The sequence below is a fragment of the Pseudomonas abyssi genome (genome assembly GCF_003444685.1).
In the GTDB taxonomy this organism is placed as follows: Bacteria; Pseudomonadota; Gammaproteobacteria; order Pseudomonadales; family Pseudomonadaceae; genus Halopseudomonas; species Halopseudomonas abyssi.
On record NZ_LMAZ01000001.1, the window covers coordinates 51,363 to 67,198 of the forward strand.

General features: G+C 63.2%; 16 protein-coding genes. 5 read left to right on the forward strand and 11 right to left on the reverse strand.

The window, feature by feature from the left end:
• Positions 1-17: 17 nt before the first annotated feature.
• The 4 genes from dbpA to ASB58_RS00260 all read right to left on the reverse strand — a co-directional run bounded on the left by dbpA (position 18) and on the right by ASB58_RS00260 (position 3,772).
• On the reverse strand, positions 18-1,397 hold the full coding sequence (gene dbpA / locus ASB58_RS00250; RefSeq protein ID WP_096003776.1) for an ATP-dependent RNA helicase DbpA: 1,380 nt from the start codon (positions 1,395-1,397) through the stop codon (positions 18-20).
• 68 nt (positions 1,398-1,465) lie between these two features.
• On the reverse strand, positions 1,466-1,630 hold the full coding sequence (locus ASB58_RS19985; RefSeq protein WP_165771227.1) for a hypothetical protein: 165 nt from the start codon (positions 1,628-1,630) through the stop codon (positions 1,466-1,468).
• A 164-nt stretch (positions 1,631-1,794) separates the two neighbouring features.
• On the reverse strand, positions 1,795-2,748 hold the full coding sequence (locus ASB58_RS00255) for a sensor domain-containing diguanylate cyclase (protein WP_096003777.1): 954 nt from the start codon (positions 2,746-2,748) through the stop codon (positions 1,795-1,797).
• A 19-nt stretch (positions 2,749-2,767) separates the two neighbouring features.
• Complete coding sequence (locus ASB58_RS00260; RefSeq protein ID WP_096003778.1) at positions 2,768-3,772, reverse strand: response regulator; 1,005 nt, start codon at positions 3,770-3,772, stop codon at positions 2,768-2,770.
• Between the two features lie 242 nt (positions 3,773-4,014).
• On the opposite strand from ASB58_RS00260, the gene ASB58_RS00265 reads away from it, so the two are divergent.
• Together ASB58_RS00265 and ald are read left to right on the forward strand one after the other, a co-directional pair.
• Entirely contained in the window at positions 4,015-5,124 is a 1,110-nt protein-coding gene (locus ASB58_RS00265) for a GGDEF domain-containing protein (RefSeq protein WP_118128936.1), read from the forward strand.
• Positions 5,125-5,209: 85 nt separating this feature from the next.
• A complete protein-coding gene (ald, locus tag ASB58_RS00270; RefSeq protein WP_096003780.1) occupies positions 5,210-6,340 on the forward strand; it encodes an alanine dehydrogenase in 1,131 nt (376 codons plus the stop codon).
• Between the two features lie 22 nt (positions 6,341-6,362).
• Here ald and ASB58_RS00275 read toward each other — a convergent pair whose 3' ends face one another.
• Positions 6,363-7,262, reverse strand: coding sequence for a 1-acylglycerol-3-phosphate O-acyltransferase, YihG family (locus ASB58_RS00275; protein ID WP_118128937.1), 900 nt, complete (start codon positions 7,260-7,262; stop codon positions 6,363-6,365).
• A gap of 194 nt (positions 7,263-7,456) precedes the next feature.
• Here ASB58_RS00275 and lnt point away from each other — a divergent pair, with 194 nt between their 5' ends.
• Positions 7,457-9,064: an apolipoprotein N-acyltransferase gene (gene lnt / locus ASB58_RS00280; RefSeq protein ID WP_118128938.1), complete on the forward strand. Its 1,608-nt coding sequence runs from the start codon at positions 7,457-7,459 to the stop codon at positions 9,062-9,064.
• A 10-nt stretch (positions 9,065-9,074) separates the two neighbouring features.
• Here lnt and ASB58_RS00285 read toward each other — a convergent pair whose 3' ends face one another.
• Positions 9,075-10,289, reverse strand: a complete 1,215-nt coding sequence (locus ASB58_RS00285) for a BaiN/RdsA family NAD(P)/FAD-dependent oxidoreductase (RefSeq protein ID WP_118128939.1) — start codon at positions 10,287-10,289, stop codon at positions 9,075-9,077.
• Between the two features lie 99 nt (positions 10,290-10,388).
• On the opposite strand from ASB58_RS00285, the gene ASB58_RS00290 reads away from it, so the two are divergent.
• A complete protein-coding gene (locus ASB58_RS00290) occupies positions 10,389-10,616 on the forward strand; it encodes a VF530 family protein (protein WP_118129956.1) in 228 nt (75 codons plus the stop codon).
• Here ASB58_RS00290 and ASB58_RS00295 read toward each other — a convergent pair.
• A complete protein-coding gene (locus ASB58_RS00295; protein ID WP_118128940.1) occupies positions 10,613-11,053 on the reverse strand; it encodes a YqaA family protein in 441 nt (146 codons plus the stop codon). The two genes, ASB58_RS00290 and ASB58_RS00295, sit on opposite strands and share 4 nt — an antisense overlap.
• 236 nt (positions 11,054-11,289) lie before the next feature.
• Here ASB58_RS00295 and ASB58_RS00300 point away from each other — a divergent pair, with 236 nt between their 5' ends.
• Positions 11,290-12,507, forward strand: coding sequence for an MFS transporter (locus ASB58_RS00300; protein WP_407920662.1), 1,218 nt, complete (start codon positions 11,290-11,292; stop codon positions 12,505-12,507).
• Between the two features lie 2 nt (positions 12,508-12,509).
• Here ASB58_RS00300 and ASB58_RS00305 read toward each other — a convergent pair whose 3' ends face one another.
• The 4 genes from ASB58_RS00305 to ASB58_RS00320 all read right to left on the reverse strand — a co-directional run bounded on the left by ASB58_RS00305 (position 12,510) and on the right by ASB58_RS00320 (position 15,836).
• Positions 12,510-13,130 (reverse strand): glutathione S-transferase family protein, encoded by a 621-nt coding sequence (locus ASB58_RS00305; protein WP_096003787.1) that lies wholly within the window; start codon positions 13,128-13,130, stop codon positions 12,510-12,512.
• Between the two features lie 49 nt (positions 13,131-13,179).
• Positions 13,180-13,965, reverse strand: coding sequence for a sulfite exporter TauE/SafE family protein (locus ASB58_RS00310; protein ID WP_118128942.1), 786 nt, complete (start codon positions 13,963-13,965; stop codon positions 13,180-13,182).
• Positions 13,966-14,070: 105 nt separating this feature from the next.
• Positions 14,071-14,877 (reverse strand): metallophosphoesterase family protein, encoded by an 807-nt coding sequence (locus ASB58_RS00315; protein ID WP_118128943.1) that lies wholly within the window; start codon positions 14,875-14,877, stop codon positions 14,071-14,073.
• On the reverse strand, positions 14,874-15,836 hold the full coding sequence (locus ASB58_RS00320; protein WP_118128944.1) for a diacylglycerol/lipid kinase family protein: 963 nt from the start codon (positions 15,834-15,836) through the stop codon (positions 14,874-14,876). Before ASB58_RS00320 ends, ASB58_RS00315 begins: the two co-directional genes overlap by 4 nt.

Consider the following 15,836-nt stretch of genomic DNA (forward strand, 5'->3'; position numbering starts at 1 on the left):
GCCGGTTGAGGCCTGGGTTAAATCAGGCGCACCTTGAAGCGCCTTCCCTTGATCTTGCCATCACTCAGACGTTGCAGTGCCTGCTTGGCCTGTTCGCGGCGGATGGCTACCAGCGCCTGAAAGTCGCTGATGCTGATCTTGCCGATGGCATCTCCTGGCAGGCCGGCATCGCCGGTCAGGGCGCCCAGCAGGTCGCCGGGGCGCAGCTTGTCCTTGCGTCCACCGGCGACGGCCAAGGTGCGCATCGGCGCGATCAGCGGTCGCTCGGGCCGTTCCGGCAACTGCTCTATCTCGCCCCACTGCAGCGGACCCTGATGATTCTCTTCGATTGGCCGCAGGCGTTTGAGTTCCCGCGGGGCAACCAGGCTGAGGGCCAGGCCAGGCTGACCGGCGCGGCCGCTGCGACCGATGCGATGGGTGTGCGCGGCAGGGTCCGCGGCGAGTTCGACATTGATGACCGCCGCAACACCGGCGATATCGATGCCGCGCGCGGCCACGTCGGTGGCGGTCAGCACGCTACAGCTCTGGTTGGCAAACAGGGCCAGTACCTGGTCGCGCTCGCGCTGCTCCATATCACCATGCAGGGCCAGGGCACTGATGCCCTCGGCGCCGAGGTAGTCGGCCAGCTCCTGGCATTGCTGACGGGTGTGGCAGAAGGCGATGCAGGGCTGCGGACGGTTGGCGGCCAGCAGGCGCAGTACCGACGCGAAGCGCTGCTCGGCCTCGATCTCGTAGAAGCGCTGCTCGATCGGACTGTCGGCGCTTGCGCGTTCTACCTTGACCTGCGCCGGGTCGCGCAGCAGGTCGCCGGTCAACTGGGCCAGACTCGGAGGGTAGGTAGCGGAGAACAGCAGCGTCTGGCGCCGGGCTGGCGTATGGCCGACGATCTCGCGGATGGCATCGACAAAGCCCATGTCGAGCATGCGGTCCGCTTCATCCAGCACCAGGCAGTTCAGGCTGTCGAGCTGCAGGGTGCCGCGATTGAGGTGGTCTTGTACCCGGCCGGGGGTGCCGACAATGACGTGGGCGCCCTGTTCCAGCGAGGCCGCCTGCGGGCCGAAGGGGACCCCGCCGCTGAGGGTAACGATTTTGATGTTGCCCATACCGCGTGCCAGCTTGCGCAGTTCCTCGGTGATCTGGCCTGCCAGCTCACGTGTCGGGCTCAGCACCAGCGACTGGCAGCCAAAAAAGCGCGGGTTGAGTGGTGCCAGCAGGCCCAGACCAAAGGCAGCGGTCTTGCCACTGCCGGTCGGTGCCTGGGCGATCAGGTCGCGGCCCGCCAGAATCAGCGGCAACGCGCTGGCTTGAATCTCGGTGGTGTGTTCATAGCCGAGCTGCGCAAGTGACTGCAGCAGTGGAGCGGGCAAAGAGAGAGAGCTGAAGGGGACTTGAGTCACGGGTGCCGGAGCCTGATCTGCGCAAAGAGGGTGTGCAGTGTATCAGAGCGCCCGCACGGCGGCTGGCGTCAGCGACGGATGCGCGTTTTGCGAAAACCTCCGTGGCTGACAAACGAGCCGGTATCGCCGGTTATCCAGAAGCGCGTGGCGCGATAAAACGCCTGGGGCATGCTGGTGTGGTAGCTGCGGGTTTTACGATATGCCCAGAGCCATCCTCGTTTGCGCTCTTCCATAGTTACTGCCTTGTCCTGAGGTCTGAAATTTATCGTCAAAAAAGCCGCCCTTTTTTGGGCGGCTTCTGTCTTTTGTCGTTTTTTTGACTGCCTATGGGCGCAGCATATCGCGAATTCGTGTTCTGTGAAACGTGTCCCAACTGACCGAGCATGCGTGAAAAGGTTCAGCGGGACAGTGTCACCTGATTGCGCCCGCCTTCCTTGGACTGGTACAGCGCCTTATCCGCGCGCTCCAGTAGCGTCAGGTAGCCAGCCATATCATCGGTCAGGGTGGCTACCCCCAGGCTGATGGTGAAGGTCAGCGGGCTACCCTGATAGTCCAGTTGCTGGCGCTCAATACTGCTGCGCAGGCGCTCGGCAAACTGCGCTGCCCCATCCAGGGTGGTGCCGGGCAGCAGCACCACGAACTCCTCACCGCCGTAGCGTCCGGCAAAATCGGTTTCACGAACCAGTTGCGAGGTGATGCGCGCTGTTTCGCGGATCACCTCGTCCCCGGTCTGGTGGCCATAGGTGTCGTTGACCCGTTTGAAATGGTCGATATCAAAGATCACCAGGCTGACCGGATTGTCGTAACGCTGATGGCGCGCAAATTCGCGTTCCAGGCAGGATTCCCAGTACCGGCGATTGAGCAGGCCGGTCAGGCCATCACGCAGGGCCAGTTCCTGGAGCTTAGTATTGGCTGATTCCAGTTGCCGTTTGTTTACAGCGACACCGGTCACATCATAAATAATCAAACAGACATGGTCCGTTTTGCCGGTGCTGCTGCGCAGGGGCAGGATGGTGACGTTCTGGTACATCTCGTCAGCCATGCCGGTGATCGGCTGGTAGCTTTTGAAGTGTACGAGATTGGGCCGTTGTTCCCAGATGGTGAACGCGCGGGTGCCCAGCATTACGGCCGTTTCGACCTTGTGGGTAAACCAGCCCTGGTCAATTTCGGGGAACAGCGCAAACAGCGACTGCCGGGCGGCCTTGTCGGCACCGACCCCGGAGTGGTTTTCCATAAAGCTGTTCCAGACCTCGACATTGTAGTCGCGGTCCATGACCACAACGCCGACATCAATGCTCTGCACGATGTCGAGCAACCAGTGGAGTTCGTTGATATCGATGTGTTCGGCCATCTGTAGGGTCCGGTTGTGCTCAGTCGATCAGGTAATCGAGCCGCTCCCGCAACTTGGGCACCGAGTCCTCGGTAAACAGCAGCAGAAGATCGAAGTGAATGTCGAGGTTTTCCAGTCCATAGCTGATTTCTACCGCCAGCGTACGCTTCCAGCGCCGTTGGTTGATACGAATCAGGTCCTCGATGGGGCAGTGCTGGCCCAGCACCAGTGGGTGACCCTGCGACAGGGTGATATTCAACTGCTCGGACAGGCCGTTCAGGCAGGCGCCGATGATGATGCTGGCCAGGTCAAGCTGCATCTCCAGCTGCGCGCTTTCATCTCGCTGGGTGTTGAGCAGTTTGGCGACATCGTCGATTTCCGAGTCGTGGAATATCAGCAGCGCCTCGCCGGCAATACCGCCGCCGATATAACCCTGGCAGATGGCGGACAGGCGCTCGTCACGCTGGGCATCGGCCAGCGCCATGTGCAGTTCGCCTACCTCGAGGATATTGACGTTGGGGATTGGCAGCTTGATGAACACCCCAAGCACCCGGCCGAGCAAGTCGGCAGCGCGGCCCATGGCGACATTGGACACTTCGCGGAAGGCATCGCGGAAGGACACGTTGGGCAGGGGGCGGTAGATGTCGTCCTGTGCAGCAGGCGCTGGCGCCAGCGGCACGTCGACGCCCAGGGAGTTGAGGGCCTCGGCCAGCTGCATCGGATCGGCCGGCTTTTTCAGAAAGGCACGGGCGCCCAGTGCCTTGGCACGGCGTACCGCTTCCTCCTGGACGTCGCCGGAGACGACAATAACCTCGGCGCTGAGACCTTCCTCGCGCAGCTGGGTCAGCACGCCAAAGCCGTCCAGCTCTGGCATGGTCAGGTCGAGCAGGACGATCTGGCCATGGCCCTGACGGATCGCCTCCATGCCTTCGAGGCCGTTGGTCGCCTGGGTGATGCGAAATGGCCAGTTAGCCGGCAGGGCCCGGATCAGCTGCTTCCGAGCCATGTTGGAGTCGTCGCATACGAGCAGTGGGATAGCACTCACGGTGTAGTCCTGGTTGCTAATCGGTGCCGCTGGGCTTCAGTTATCGCGGTGGTGGCCGACAAGGGCACATGGCCAGTAGCCAGCGTGCCGTCCAAGCATGACAACTTATTGACCTCTTGAGAAGCAATCTTGCAGAAATGTCGGGCCTTTTTCGGAGAAAGGTCGCACATTTCAGGGGGACAGGCAGTGCTGCCATCTATTCTGGTCCTGGTTGGCTGCTACGCACGTGAATGGGGAAGTCGATGCCAGAGCGTCTGGGACAGAGTGAGGAACATCGTCGTTCGGTGCTGCGCGCGCTGCTGTGGATCACCGTTGCGGCCGGGCTGGTGTTCGCCGCCATCAACTTTTCCCGCGGGCTCTATGCGCTGGCCAGCCTGGAAGTAGCCTACGCGCTGTTCGCCGGCGCCCTGCTGCCGATAGTCGGCACCACGCGTCATCTGTGGCGCTGGACGGTGGCTTACCTGGTGCCGTTTTTCTGCATCATGGAGTTTGCGCTGGTGCTGCCCAACACTTCCTTTACCGTGTTTGCCTGGATTCAGACCATCCCCATTATTTCCTATCTGTTGCTTGGGCGGCGCGGTGGTTTCTGGATGTCTCTGGTATTTATCAGTCTTGGCGTGGTGGCTTTTAACGTGCGCTATCTGACCGGTGACAGTGCCCTGCTGCAGATGGTTGTGGTCGCCAATGTGGGCTTCAGCAGTCTGGCCATGATGGTCTTCTCGCATATCTACGAGCGTAGCCGGGTCGATAACGAGCGGCGGCTGATCGAACTGGCCGGTACCGACAGCCTGACCGGACTGGCCAACCGCATGCGCCTGGCTGACGAATTTCGGCGCATTCGCAGCCAGGTGGAGCGCAGTGATCAGGATCTGTCGCTGGTGGTCCTGGACCTGGACTGGTTCAAGCGGCTGAATGATCGCTTTGGCCATGAGGTGGGCGATTGCGCGCTGCAGCACACGGCGCAGCTGTTGGCAGCACGTTTGCGAGACTCGGATCTGCCCTGCCGCATCGGCGGCGAGGAGTTTGCCTTGTTGCTGCCGGGGGCTAGTCTGGCGCAGGCCGCTGAGCTGGCCGACGGGTTGCGCGCCCAGCTGGCACATACGCCGCTGCAGGTAGGGCAGGAGCAGGTGGTGATCACCTTCAGCGCCGGCGTTGCCACCTTGGGCGAGGACGGTGTCGACCTCAGCGCCCTGTTGCGCACGGCAGACCGGCGCATGTACGAGGCCAAGCACAGCGGTCGAGATCAGGTTGTTGCCGCCGGCCAGCGCTACCCGCTGGGTGCCGAGCTGCCGGGGGCCGGGGCGACTGCGCGTGTGGCGGAGGCGGACGATGGCGCGTCGAAGGATGTGTGAGCGCGTCTGCACCGGGGTTGTGCCGGCCTGAGGCTCTTCTACACTGGGGGTAGATTCCTGCTGAGCAGTGAGGAGACGAGCAATCATGTATATCGGTGTGCCGACTGAGATAAAGAACCATGAATACCGCGTGGGGCTGACGCCTGACTCGGTGCGTGAATTGACGGCCCATGGGCACCAGCTGCTGGTGCAATCCGGGGCAGGCAGTGCCATCGGGTTTAGCGATGAGCACTACCGTGAAGCTGGCGCCCGACTGGTGTCACGCGAGCAGGTCTTCAGCGACAGTGAGCTGGTGGTCAAGGTCAAGGAGCCCCAGGCTGAAGAGCGACGCCTGCTGCGTCCCGGGCAAACGCTGTTTACCTATCTGCATCTGGCCCCAGACCCCGCCCAGACCCGCGACCTGCTGGCTTCTGGTGCAACCTGTATTGCCTACGAAACTGTTACCGACGCACAGGGACGGTTGCCGCTGCTGGCGCCGATGTCCGAAGTGGCTGGTCGTATGGCCATTCAGGCTGGTGCCGGCTGTCTGGAGAAGGCACGCGGTGGTCGTGGCGTCCTGCTGGGCGGGGTGCCGGGCGTGCCGGCGGGCCGCGTCGTCATCCTGGGTGGCGGTGTGGTGGGCAGCAATGCGCTGGCCATGGCGGTGGGCCTGGGCGCGCAGGTTATGGTGCTGGACAAGAGTCTAGATGTGCTGCGTCGGCTGGACGCCCAGTATGGCAATCGCATCGAGACCCGCTACGCCACGGCGACGGCGGTGGAGGCGGCGCTGCTGCAGGCCGATCTGGTGATCGGTGCGGTGCTGGTGCCCGGCGCTGCGGCGCCCAAGCTGATCAGCGCCGAGCTGATTCGCGCGATGCCGGCCGGCAGCGTGCTGGTTGATGTGGCGATTGATCAGGGGGGCTGTGCGCAAACCTCAAAGCCAACTACCCACGCGGAGCCGACCTATCTGGTTGACGAGGTGGTGCACTACTGCGTGGCCAATATGCCGGGAGGCGTCGCTCGGACCGCGACCCAGGCGTTGAATAATGCAACGCTGCCCTTTGTGCAGGCGCTGGCCGAGAAAGGTGTGGCGCGAGCGCTGCGCGAGGACGCGCATCTGGCGAACGGCCTCAACGTGAGCCACGGTGCGCTGTGCAACGCCGAGGTTGGCGCGGCGCTGGATATGCCGGTGCAGACGCTGGAAGAGGCGCTGGCCACCCTCGGAAGCGCGTCCTGAGCAAGGCACCGGCAGGCGGCGCTCAGCCGTCTGCCCGGGTGCTCTCGGCGCGCAGGGCGCTGATGCGCTCGTCCTTCGCCTGCCACAGGTCTGAAACCCACTGCTGAAAGGCAGCCCGGTACGCCGGGTCGTCGCTGTAGTTACCCTGCAGCAGCTCGCCGGGCAGCTGACACTCGCGGATATCGACGATGACGCGCGCAACCTGGCCACTGACCAGGCGCCAGAAGCCCGGCGGCTTGGCCTCCGGGTAGACGATGGTGACATCCAGTACGGTGCGCATCTGAGCACCCAGCGCGGCGACTACAAAGGCGATGCCGCCCGCCTTGGGTTTAAGCAGGTGGCGGTAAGGCGACTGCTGTTGCTGTTGCTTGGCTGGCGTGAAGCGCGTGCCTTCCAGGTAGTTGACCACGGTCACCGGCAGGCTCTGGAATTTTTCGCAGGCGCGGCGGGTTATTTCCAGGTCTTTGCCACGGTCTTCGGGGTGGCGGTCCAGGTGCGCCTTGCTGTAGCGCTTCATGAAGGGGTAATCCAGTGCCCAGAACGCCAGCCCGAGAAACGGCACCCAGATCAGCTCGCGCTTGAGAAAGAACTTGAAGTACGGCGTCTTGCGATTGAACGCCTTGACCAGAGCGGGGATGTCTACCCAGGACTGGTGGTTACTGATAACCAGGTAGGAATGTCGGCTGCTGAGCGGTGTATCGCAGCGGATGTCCCAATGGGTGGGGGTAAGCAGGGCAAAAATGGTTTTGTTGCCCTCGGCCCAGGTCTCGGCGATCCACATGACGCCAGCCGAGCAGGCTCGCTGCAGGGGCGGCCACGGCAGCAGCTTGATCAGCCCCAGCAGCAGCATCGGGCCAATACCGATCAGGGTGTTGAGCAATATCAGCAGGCAGGTCAGCAGGCCTGTCATCCAGTGGGGCATGGCGGGTTCCTTGTCGCTGGCAAGCGCCAAGCATAGCGAGTTTTGTGGCCGAGCGGCCAGCCGGCGTTCACCCGTACAGGGGATGGGCAGCGTGGTAAGCGGTTTCTATCGTCAATGTCCGGGGACGCAAGCCCTGCAGACGCGCTGACTAATCCGCCGGAGAGCGCACCGGCACGGCTCTGGAGCAGGTTGTTATGGCGGCGGTGGGTAAGCCCGAGCTGAAATACGCGGCATCGGCTGCGCTATGTGCGGGACTGCGTCAGCGCAGCCTGACCCGGCTGCTGCTGGCGTTGCTCTCGGGGGCGTTGCTGTCGCTGCCCTGGGTTGACGGTGGTCTGTACTGGAGTGGCTGGGTCGGCTGGGTGCCTCTGCTGTTTGCGCTGCATGGCAGCAGCCTACGTCAGGCCACCCTGATCGGCTGGTGCTGCGGTACCGTGTTTTACCTCGGAACGGCCTACTGGATGGTTGACTTCGCCATCCACCTGAAGGGGCTGTCGCTGCCGGTCAGCCTGCTGTTGGCATCGTTGTTCTGGCTTTATGCCGGCGCCTCCCTCGCCGTCGGCTGCCTGCTGTTTCGCCTGATTTCGCGGCGTTTGCCGCAGCTTGATCTGATCAGTTTTCCGCTTGCGATCGTCATGTGCTGCGCGTTGTACCCGACGTTGTTTGACCTGCGCTTCAGTGAAACCCAGGCAGCCTTTTTACTGGCGCTGCAGGGCGTTGACCTGGTCGGCGCGCAGGGGCTCGACATGCTTATGCTGTTGAGCAACATGCTGCTGTTTCAGTGGCTGCAGCGTGATATCGCGGGGGCGAAAGGGGGGCTGGCCGCGGTCGGCGCGACGCTGATACTTGCCTGGTTTGTCTACGGCTGGTTTGCCCTGGGCCACTGGGATCGCCAGGCCGCATCATGGCAAAGCATGCGGGTCGGACTGGTACAGCCCAATGACGCGCCGACCCGGCGTATTCCTGAGCCGCCTGAAGGCTACTCGCGCGAATACCCGGAAGAAATGGAAGCCACGCGCCGGCTGTCGGCGGCGGGGGCGCGCTGGGTGGCCTGGCCGGAGGCGCGCTACAAGGGCTACTTTGACCAGCAAAGCGTGCGTCAGGCCTGGGCAGACCAGATATTGGGCATGTCGTCAGACCTGTTCTTTCATGACGTGGAAACCCGTAACCGGCATGCCTCGCCGATCAGTTACAACACCCTGGGCTGGCTGGGGCAGGATGGCTCGTTAGTGGCTCAGTATCGCAAGATGCAGCGCGTGCCGTTTGGCGAGTACCTGCCGACGTTCTGGACGTTGCCGGGCATCAACTGGCTGACCACCCGGTTTCTTGGCGACTATCTGCGTGAGGTCGGGGAGGGGCAGGAGCATGTCGACTTCCCTATCGAGGGCATGCGCGTAGTGCCCAAAATCTGCTACGAAACGGCCTTTCCCGAATTTATCGCGGAGGCCATCGGCAGCGATGCCGGTGGTAAGGTGCTGCTGTTTGTCTCCCAGGACAACTGGTTCGGCGAAAGCTCTCAACCCTTTCAGCACCGCGCGATGTCGATCGTGCGCGCGGTTGAGAATCGCGTGCCCATGCTGCACCTGATCAACAATGGCCCTTCTGTGGCGGCCCTGCCCAGCGGTCGCGCGATCGCCGGTACGCCGGCCTTCAGTCGTGCCGAAATGCTGGTTGATCTACCCTATTCGCCAACCAGCGGCGGCAGCTTTTTTACTCGTCATGCGCAATACCTGAACGGGGTCTGGTACACGGCGCTGGCCGTCTTGCTGGGCTGCGCGCTGTGGCCGCGTCGGCGGCGCTGAGGCCGTCTGCTCAGGCGAACTGGCCGGCGGTGTAGCCTGAGGACCAGGCCCACTGAAAGTTGAATCCTCCCAGATGCCCGCTGACATCCAGTACCTCGCCAATAAAGAACAGCCCCGGGCAGGTTTTGGCTTCCATGGTTTTGGAGCTGACGTCGTCGGTACTGACGCCCCCCAGGGTGACCTCCGCGGTGCGGTAGCCCTCGGTGCCTGATGGTTTGAGCTGCCAGCCGTTGAGCAGAGCGCCAATCTCCCGCAGCTGGCGGTCCGGCATCTCGGCCAGCGCGGTGTCGTCGTCGGCAGGCCACCAGAGCGTTTGCAGTTCCGCCACCAGTGACTTGGCCAGGTGAATGCCGAGGCGGGTTTTCAGCCGGCTGCGCGGTTGCTGCTGCTTTTCATCCAGCAGCCACCGGGCGGCGTCCAGGCTGGGCAGCAGGTCGATGCGCAGTGTGTCGCCGTTGTGCCAGTAGTTGGATATCTGCAGCATTGCCGGGCCACTCAGGCCGCGATGGGTAAACAGCATCGCTTCGCTGAAATGGCGCCCGTTGCAGCTGACCTCGACATCCAGCGCCAGGCCGGCCAGCCGCTCGCAAACGGCCTTGAACTGGTCGCTGAAGGTAAAGGGCACGAGGCCTGCGTGGCGTGGCGTCAGCTTGAGGCCGAACTGTTCGGCGAGCTGATAGCCGAGACCGCTACCGCCCAGTGTCGGGATCGAGAGGCCGCCGGTGGCGACTACCAGCGACTGGCAGCGAAGGGTAACCGCGCGGCCCTGCTGTTCAACCTGCAGGATGAAACCGCCGCTCTCCTGGCGCGCTACGCTGGTTAGCTCACAGCGGGTACGAATGTCCACCTGGGCTTGCAGGCACTCATACTCCAGCATGTCGAGAATCGGCTTGGCCGAATCGCGGCAGAACAGCTGCTGATGTTTGCGTTCTTCGTAGTCGATGGCATAGCTGCCGACCATCGAGATGAAGTCCCATTGGTTATAGCGTTTGAGTGCCGACTTGCAGAAGTGCGGGTTGGCGGAAATAAAGTTGTCGGCTTCCACGCTGTAATTGGTGAAGTTGCAGCGCCCGCCGCCGGACATCAGGATCTTTTTGCCGATGCGGTTAGCCCGCTCGAGCACCAGCACCCTGCGTCCGCGCTGGCCTGCCGTTGCGGCGCACATCAGCCCGGAGGCGCCGGCGCCGAGTACGATCACGTCAAAGTCGGAGGCTGGCTGGGGCACGTCAGGAGTCCGCGAATGGATGGCTGGAAGCGGCGAATTCTAGCATTGTTGGGGAGCCTGCGTAGAATGCGGCCTTATCGGCTATTGGAGGAAAACGGTATGTCATCGAACCACCGCCCGGGCTCTGCAGACCCCTTGCACGGCGTTACTCTGAAGGCGTTGCTGGAGTGGCTGGTAGAGCACTATGGTTGGGAGGAGCTGGGACGTCGGGTACCCATCAACTGCTTCCTGCATGAACCGAGCATGAATTCCAGTCTCAAGTTTCTGCGTCGCATGCCCTGGGCCAGAGAGAAGGTGGAGGCCCTGTATATCGCCGCTCAGCGCTAAGCCATCCAGCCCAGTGTTGCGGCGCTCAGCAGCAGGTAGCGCCCACCTTTGGCTACGGCCACGATCAGGGTAAAGCGCCAGAGCGGCTCTCGCATGACCCCCGCGACGATGGTCAGCGGGTCACCGACGAAGGGCGCCCAGCTCAGCAGTAGCGACCAGTAGCCCCAGCGGTGGTAGGCCGCCTGGGTACGGGCCAGGCGCTCGGGTGTCAGCGGAAACCAGCGGCGTTGCTGGAAGTGCGTAATGTAGCGCCCCAGCCACCAGTTGAGGATGGCCCCCAGCAGGTTGCCGGCGGTGGCGACCAGCAGAACCGGTAGTGGATCGTAGTGACCGCTCAGCAGCATGGCGACCAGCGCAAACTCCGACTGCAGCGGCAGCACGGTGGCGGCGCCAAGGGCGATCAGGAACAGGCCAATATAACTACTCAACTCCCACATGGCGGCTCCGGCGCGGTTCGGCGCCCCAGCATAGCAGTCGAGGCTGGCGGCTGACCGCGCACCGCCAGATGATTGTGTGTCGTTGTGCGTCTGGGCCGGTGGCATTGCTGGCAGGCGGGTTGATGCCAGGGATTTATTTCTAATTTCCATAAATATCGAATCAATGCTTCACCGTGTCAGGCAAAGCAGGAATAATGGCGCGTTTTTCCCGCCGTACTGGAGTGTGCATGTCCGAGTTGTCTGCAGACCTGACCGATGTTTCCCCCGCTCACCCCGCTGGCTCGTTATCCTGGCTGATCCTGCTGGCGCTGGCCGTGGGCGGGTTTGGCATTGGCACCGGCGAGTTCGTGATTATGGGGCTGATGCCCACCATTGCCGCGGATCTGGCGGTTACCGAGCCGCAGGTTGGGCATGTGATCAGCAGCTACGCCCTCGGTGTGGTGGTTGGCGCGCCGATTCTGGCGATCTTTGGCGCCAGACTGTATCGCCGGCATCTGCTGTTGCTGCTGATGGTGTTTTTTGCACTGGGTAACCTCGCCAGTGCGCTGGCTCCGGACTACCACAGCCTGCTGCTGGCGCGCTTTGTTGCCGGCTTGCCGCACGGCGCCTACTTTGGCGTGGCGGCACTGGTGGCGGCCTCGCTGGTGGCACCGAACAAGCGCGCGGCGGCGGTCAGCCTGGTCATGCTGGGGCTGACGCTGGCGATCCTTCTGGGCAATCCGCTGGCGACCTTGCTCGGGCAGCAAATCGACTGGCGCTATGCCTTTGTTGCCGTGGCAGTCATTGCGCTGCTAACGGTGCTGCTGATCGCGTTGTTTCTACCGCTGGATCGGGGCGTGGTGCGCAGCAATCCGCTGGCCGAATTGCAGGCCTTTCGCCGTATTCAGGTGTGGTACGCGCTGGGTATTGGTGCCATCGGTTTTGCCGGCATGTTCTGTGTGTTCAGCTACCTGGCGGTGACCCTGCTGGAGGTGACCGGTGTCACGCCATTGGTTGTGCCACTGGCGGTGGCGACCTTTGGTGCCGGTACGCTGCTGGGCAACCTGGCCGGGGGCTGGTTGTTTGAGCGGCTGCAGTTTGCTGCGGTAGGGGTGGTGTTGCTCTGGAGTATCGGCGTGCTGCTGCTGTTTCCCTTTGCCGTGCAGACCCTGTGGAGCGCACTGCTGGCGGCATTTTTGGTGGGCACCATGGTGGCGCTGTCACCCCCGCTGCAGACGCGCCTGATGGACGTGGCCGCCGATGCGCAGACGCTGGCCGCCGCCTCCCATCACGCGGCCTTCAACGTAGCCAACGCGCTGGGCCCCTGGCTGGGTGGTCTGGCGATCGGCGCCGGACTGGGCTGGACGGTCACCGGCTATGTTGGTGCGTTGACCGCCGTAGCTGGCCTGGGCCTGTTCCTGCTCTCCTGGCAGCGTCAGCGTCGCCATCCGGAAGAGCTCAGCCCGCCGGTCTGACCTCAGGCGCTGGTCAGGTACTGATCGTTGAAGGCCTTGGCGCGCAGGGCCGCCGGGCGCTGGAACGCAGTGGCGACAAAGTCGGCAAAGCCTGGACGCTCGGGCACCACACCCTCGCTCATCGCCCAGCCCAGCTGGGCTGCCAGGTACAGGTCGGCGGCGGTGAAATGGTTGCCACATAACCAGGGGCCGCCCAGCAGCCCCTGCTGCACCGTGTTCAAGGTGTCTTCAAAGGTGCCAAAGCCGACCATGCGTGTGCGCTCTTCGGGCACCTCCCAAGCAAGCTTGCGGGCGGTAATCGCCTGTTCCAGCGGCCCGGCGGCAAAGAACAACCAGCGCAGATAGGCGGCGCGCCGCGGGTCGTCGACCGGCGGCGCCAACTGGGCGCGGGGGAAGCGATCGGCCAGATAGGCGCAGATGGCGGCACATTCGGTAATCAGCAGGTCGCCGTGCATCAGTGCAGGCACCTTGCCCATCGGGTTGATAGCCCGGTAGTGGTCGCTCTTCATGTCGTCGCCGTAGTCGATCCAGACTGTTTCATACGGCATCTGTAGCTCTTCGAGCATCCAGTGAACGAGACGACCGCGCGATTGCGGGTTGCTGTACAGGGTGAGTCCATGCATGGGTGTTTCTCCTTTTTGGCCAACACCCAGCATAGCCCTTGCGGCGGCGTCAGGTCATGAAAACCTTACCCAGCCCCACCGCGCTGGTCACCAGCAGGGTGACGCCGAGCACGCGGAAGAACTGGCCGCTGTCGTTGTGCAGCATGCGGTTATGAAAGCGCAAGCCAATCAGGTGGCCTACGGTGACGCAGGGCAGCAGCCAGAGATGGTGGATCAGTTGCAGGTCTACGCCGGCCCAGACAAAGGCGGCCATCTTGATCGAGACCAGCACGAACCAGAGTACGAACAGCGTATCGCGCAGTTGTTCGCGGGCAACATGCTGCGCTGCTACAGCAATGATCAGCGGAGCGCCGATCAGCGAAGTGCCGCTGATGTAGCCGCCGAGCATCAGGAACAGGGTATCGACTACCCGGCTGTTGCTGCGAAAGGGGCGGTTGAAGATGTACGACAGGGCGTAGCCTGAGACGATCACAAAGATGATCAGGCTCATGATCTTCGGCGGCAGGGTCAGCAGGCCGAATACCCCGATCAGCTTGGGGACCATCATTACCAGCAGCATATGGCCAAGGTAGCGCCAGTCGACCGAGCCACCTGCGTTGCCCTGCTGCTGCGTTGTCCTGGGTTGTCGCCGGTTGTTCATGATCACCGTTAGCGAGGAGAACAGCAGCAGGTGGGCGGCAATCAGGGGCAGGAATACCAGCGGATCGTCGTGTATCAGCAGCAGGAAGGGGAGTGCCAGTACTGCGCCGCCAAAGCCCAGTCCGGAACGCACAAAACCGCTCCAGACAAAGACCAGACCGATTAATACGTATTGCCAGAGACTCAAGTCGGTCATGGGTGCCCGCCGGATCAACAAAGCCGCTCAGTATACCGATCTTGCTGCCAGGTTGGCGTTGCGCTGCGGCGGACGCTCTGTTGCCCACGCGGATCAACGCGCGATTCAGGCGCTGCGGTCCAGCGCCAGATCGGTATGGCTGTACAGGCGAAAGCTGCGGCTGGTGTCGGCGTAATCCCAGCGCGCCACCGAGCAGGCGTGAAACGGGCCGTCGGTGCTGTGCTCGATCAGATTCACCGAGTTGGGAATGTCGCCGCGCACACGTGACGACAGCGCGGTGCCGGCCTGCGCAGTCCAGGCCTGGCGCCCGCTGGTCTGCCCGTTCAGCGGGCGCACGTAGGGCAGGTGAATGTGCCCGGCGAGCAGCAGGTCCAGCCCGGCATCGACCCAGCGCGGCACCACGGCCTCGCCGCCGATCAGCAGGTTGCTGCGGTCCGAGCTTTCCACCGCGCGCACCGGATGGTGCTGCATGACGAGGCGCAGCTGGCGCGCACTGGCCTGGCGCAGGCGATTCTCAACGCGTTCGATCTGCTCAGCGGTCAGCTCGCCGTTCTTGTGCCGGTCGGCGCGCGAGGAGTTGACGCCGATTACCAGCAGGCGCTCGGTTTCCAGCAGGGGTTCGAGGTCGGCGGCAAAGTTGTCCTGATAGTGGCCATAGGGACGCAGCAGGCGCTTGAAGGGGTTGAACAGCGGCATGTCGTGATTGCCGGGTACCGCCAGCATCGGAATGCCGAGCTGTTCCATGAACAGCCGGGCACGGCGGAACTGATCTGGCCGGGCGCGCTGGGTGATATCTCCGCTGAGCAGCGCCAGGGTGGGCCGCTGTTCCTCTACCAGCTGCATCAGCGCGGTCATGACGGCTTGCTGTTCGGTGCCGAAGTGCGGGTCGGAGAGGTGCAGGATACGGGTCATGCACGCTCCCGCAGACGGTCGTCGCGCGGCACCAGCAGAGGCAGCGGCTGCTCGGCAACGCGAAACTCCAGCGGTGACTGCATCCAGCATATCTCGCCATCCATCGCCACCTTGACGCGCCGACGACGATGGCTGAGGTGTATCCGCAGCCGCTTGAAACCGAAGCTGATGACGTGTTCGTCCTCGCCCATGCGGCTCAGCAGGCCGCGCAGGACCAGCCCGTAGAGCGCCAGTGTGCCAAGTGGGCGTGCGGTCATGGCGACCAGCTCGCCCTGCTGCAGGCGTGTCTGCTCGTGAATGCCGATGTGCTCCAGCTGCAGCTCGTTATTGCCGACCACGATGGTCTGGGTACGCAGCTGGCGTGTTTGTTCGCCATTGTCTAGTTGCAAGTTGAGCTGGCGGTGTGCGCGTAACAGGGTGACCAGTGCTGACCACAGCGCGACCCAGTGGCTGCGTCCGTAGCGCTGCTTGTAGTCTTCACGGTCCTCAAGCAGGTCCGGATACAGACCCAGACTGGCGTTGACCAGAAACACGCGGCCATTGAGCTGACCTACCTGCACCGGCTCGATGACCGCGTCCAGCAGGCAGCGTGTCGCCGTTTCGGTGTCCTGGGAGATGCCGTAGGTACGGCCGAAATAGTTGAAGGTCCCCTGGGGAAGGATGCCGAAGGGTACATCGGCGCCGAGCACCACGTTGCTGACGGCGTTCAAGGTGCCGTCGCCGCCCGCTGCAATCACCGCGCCGCCCTCGCTGCGAGCGCGTTCCAGCGCCTGTTGTGCGGCGCTTTCCAGGCCACTGCCGGAGCCAACCTTGAACAGCTCGTAGCGCCGTCCGGCCGCGTCCAGTACGCGACGGATGCTGTCCTCCACTTCATTGCCGCGGTGATTGCCGGAGCCGGTGTTGAGCACGATAAACAGCGGTGTGTCCGCTGCCAGTGGCGTCCTTGCGGTTGTGGGCAT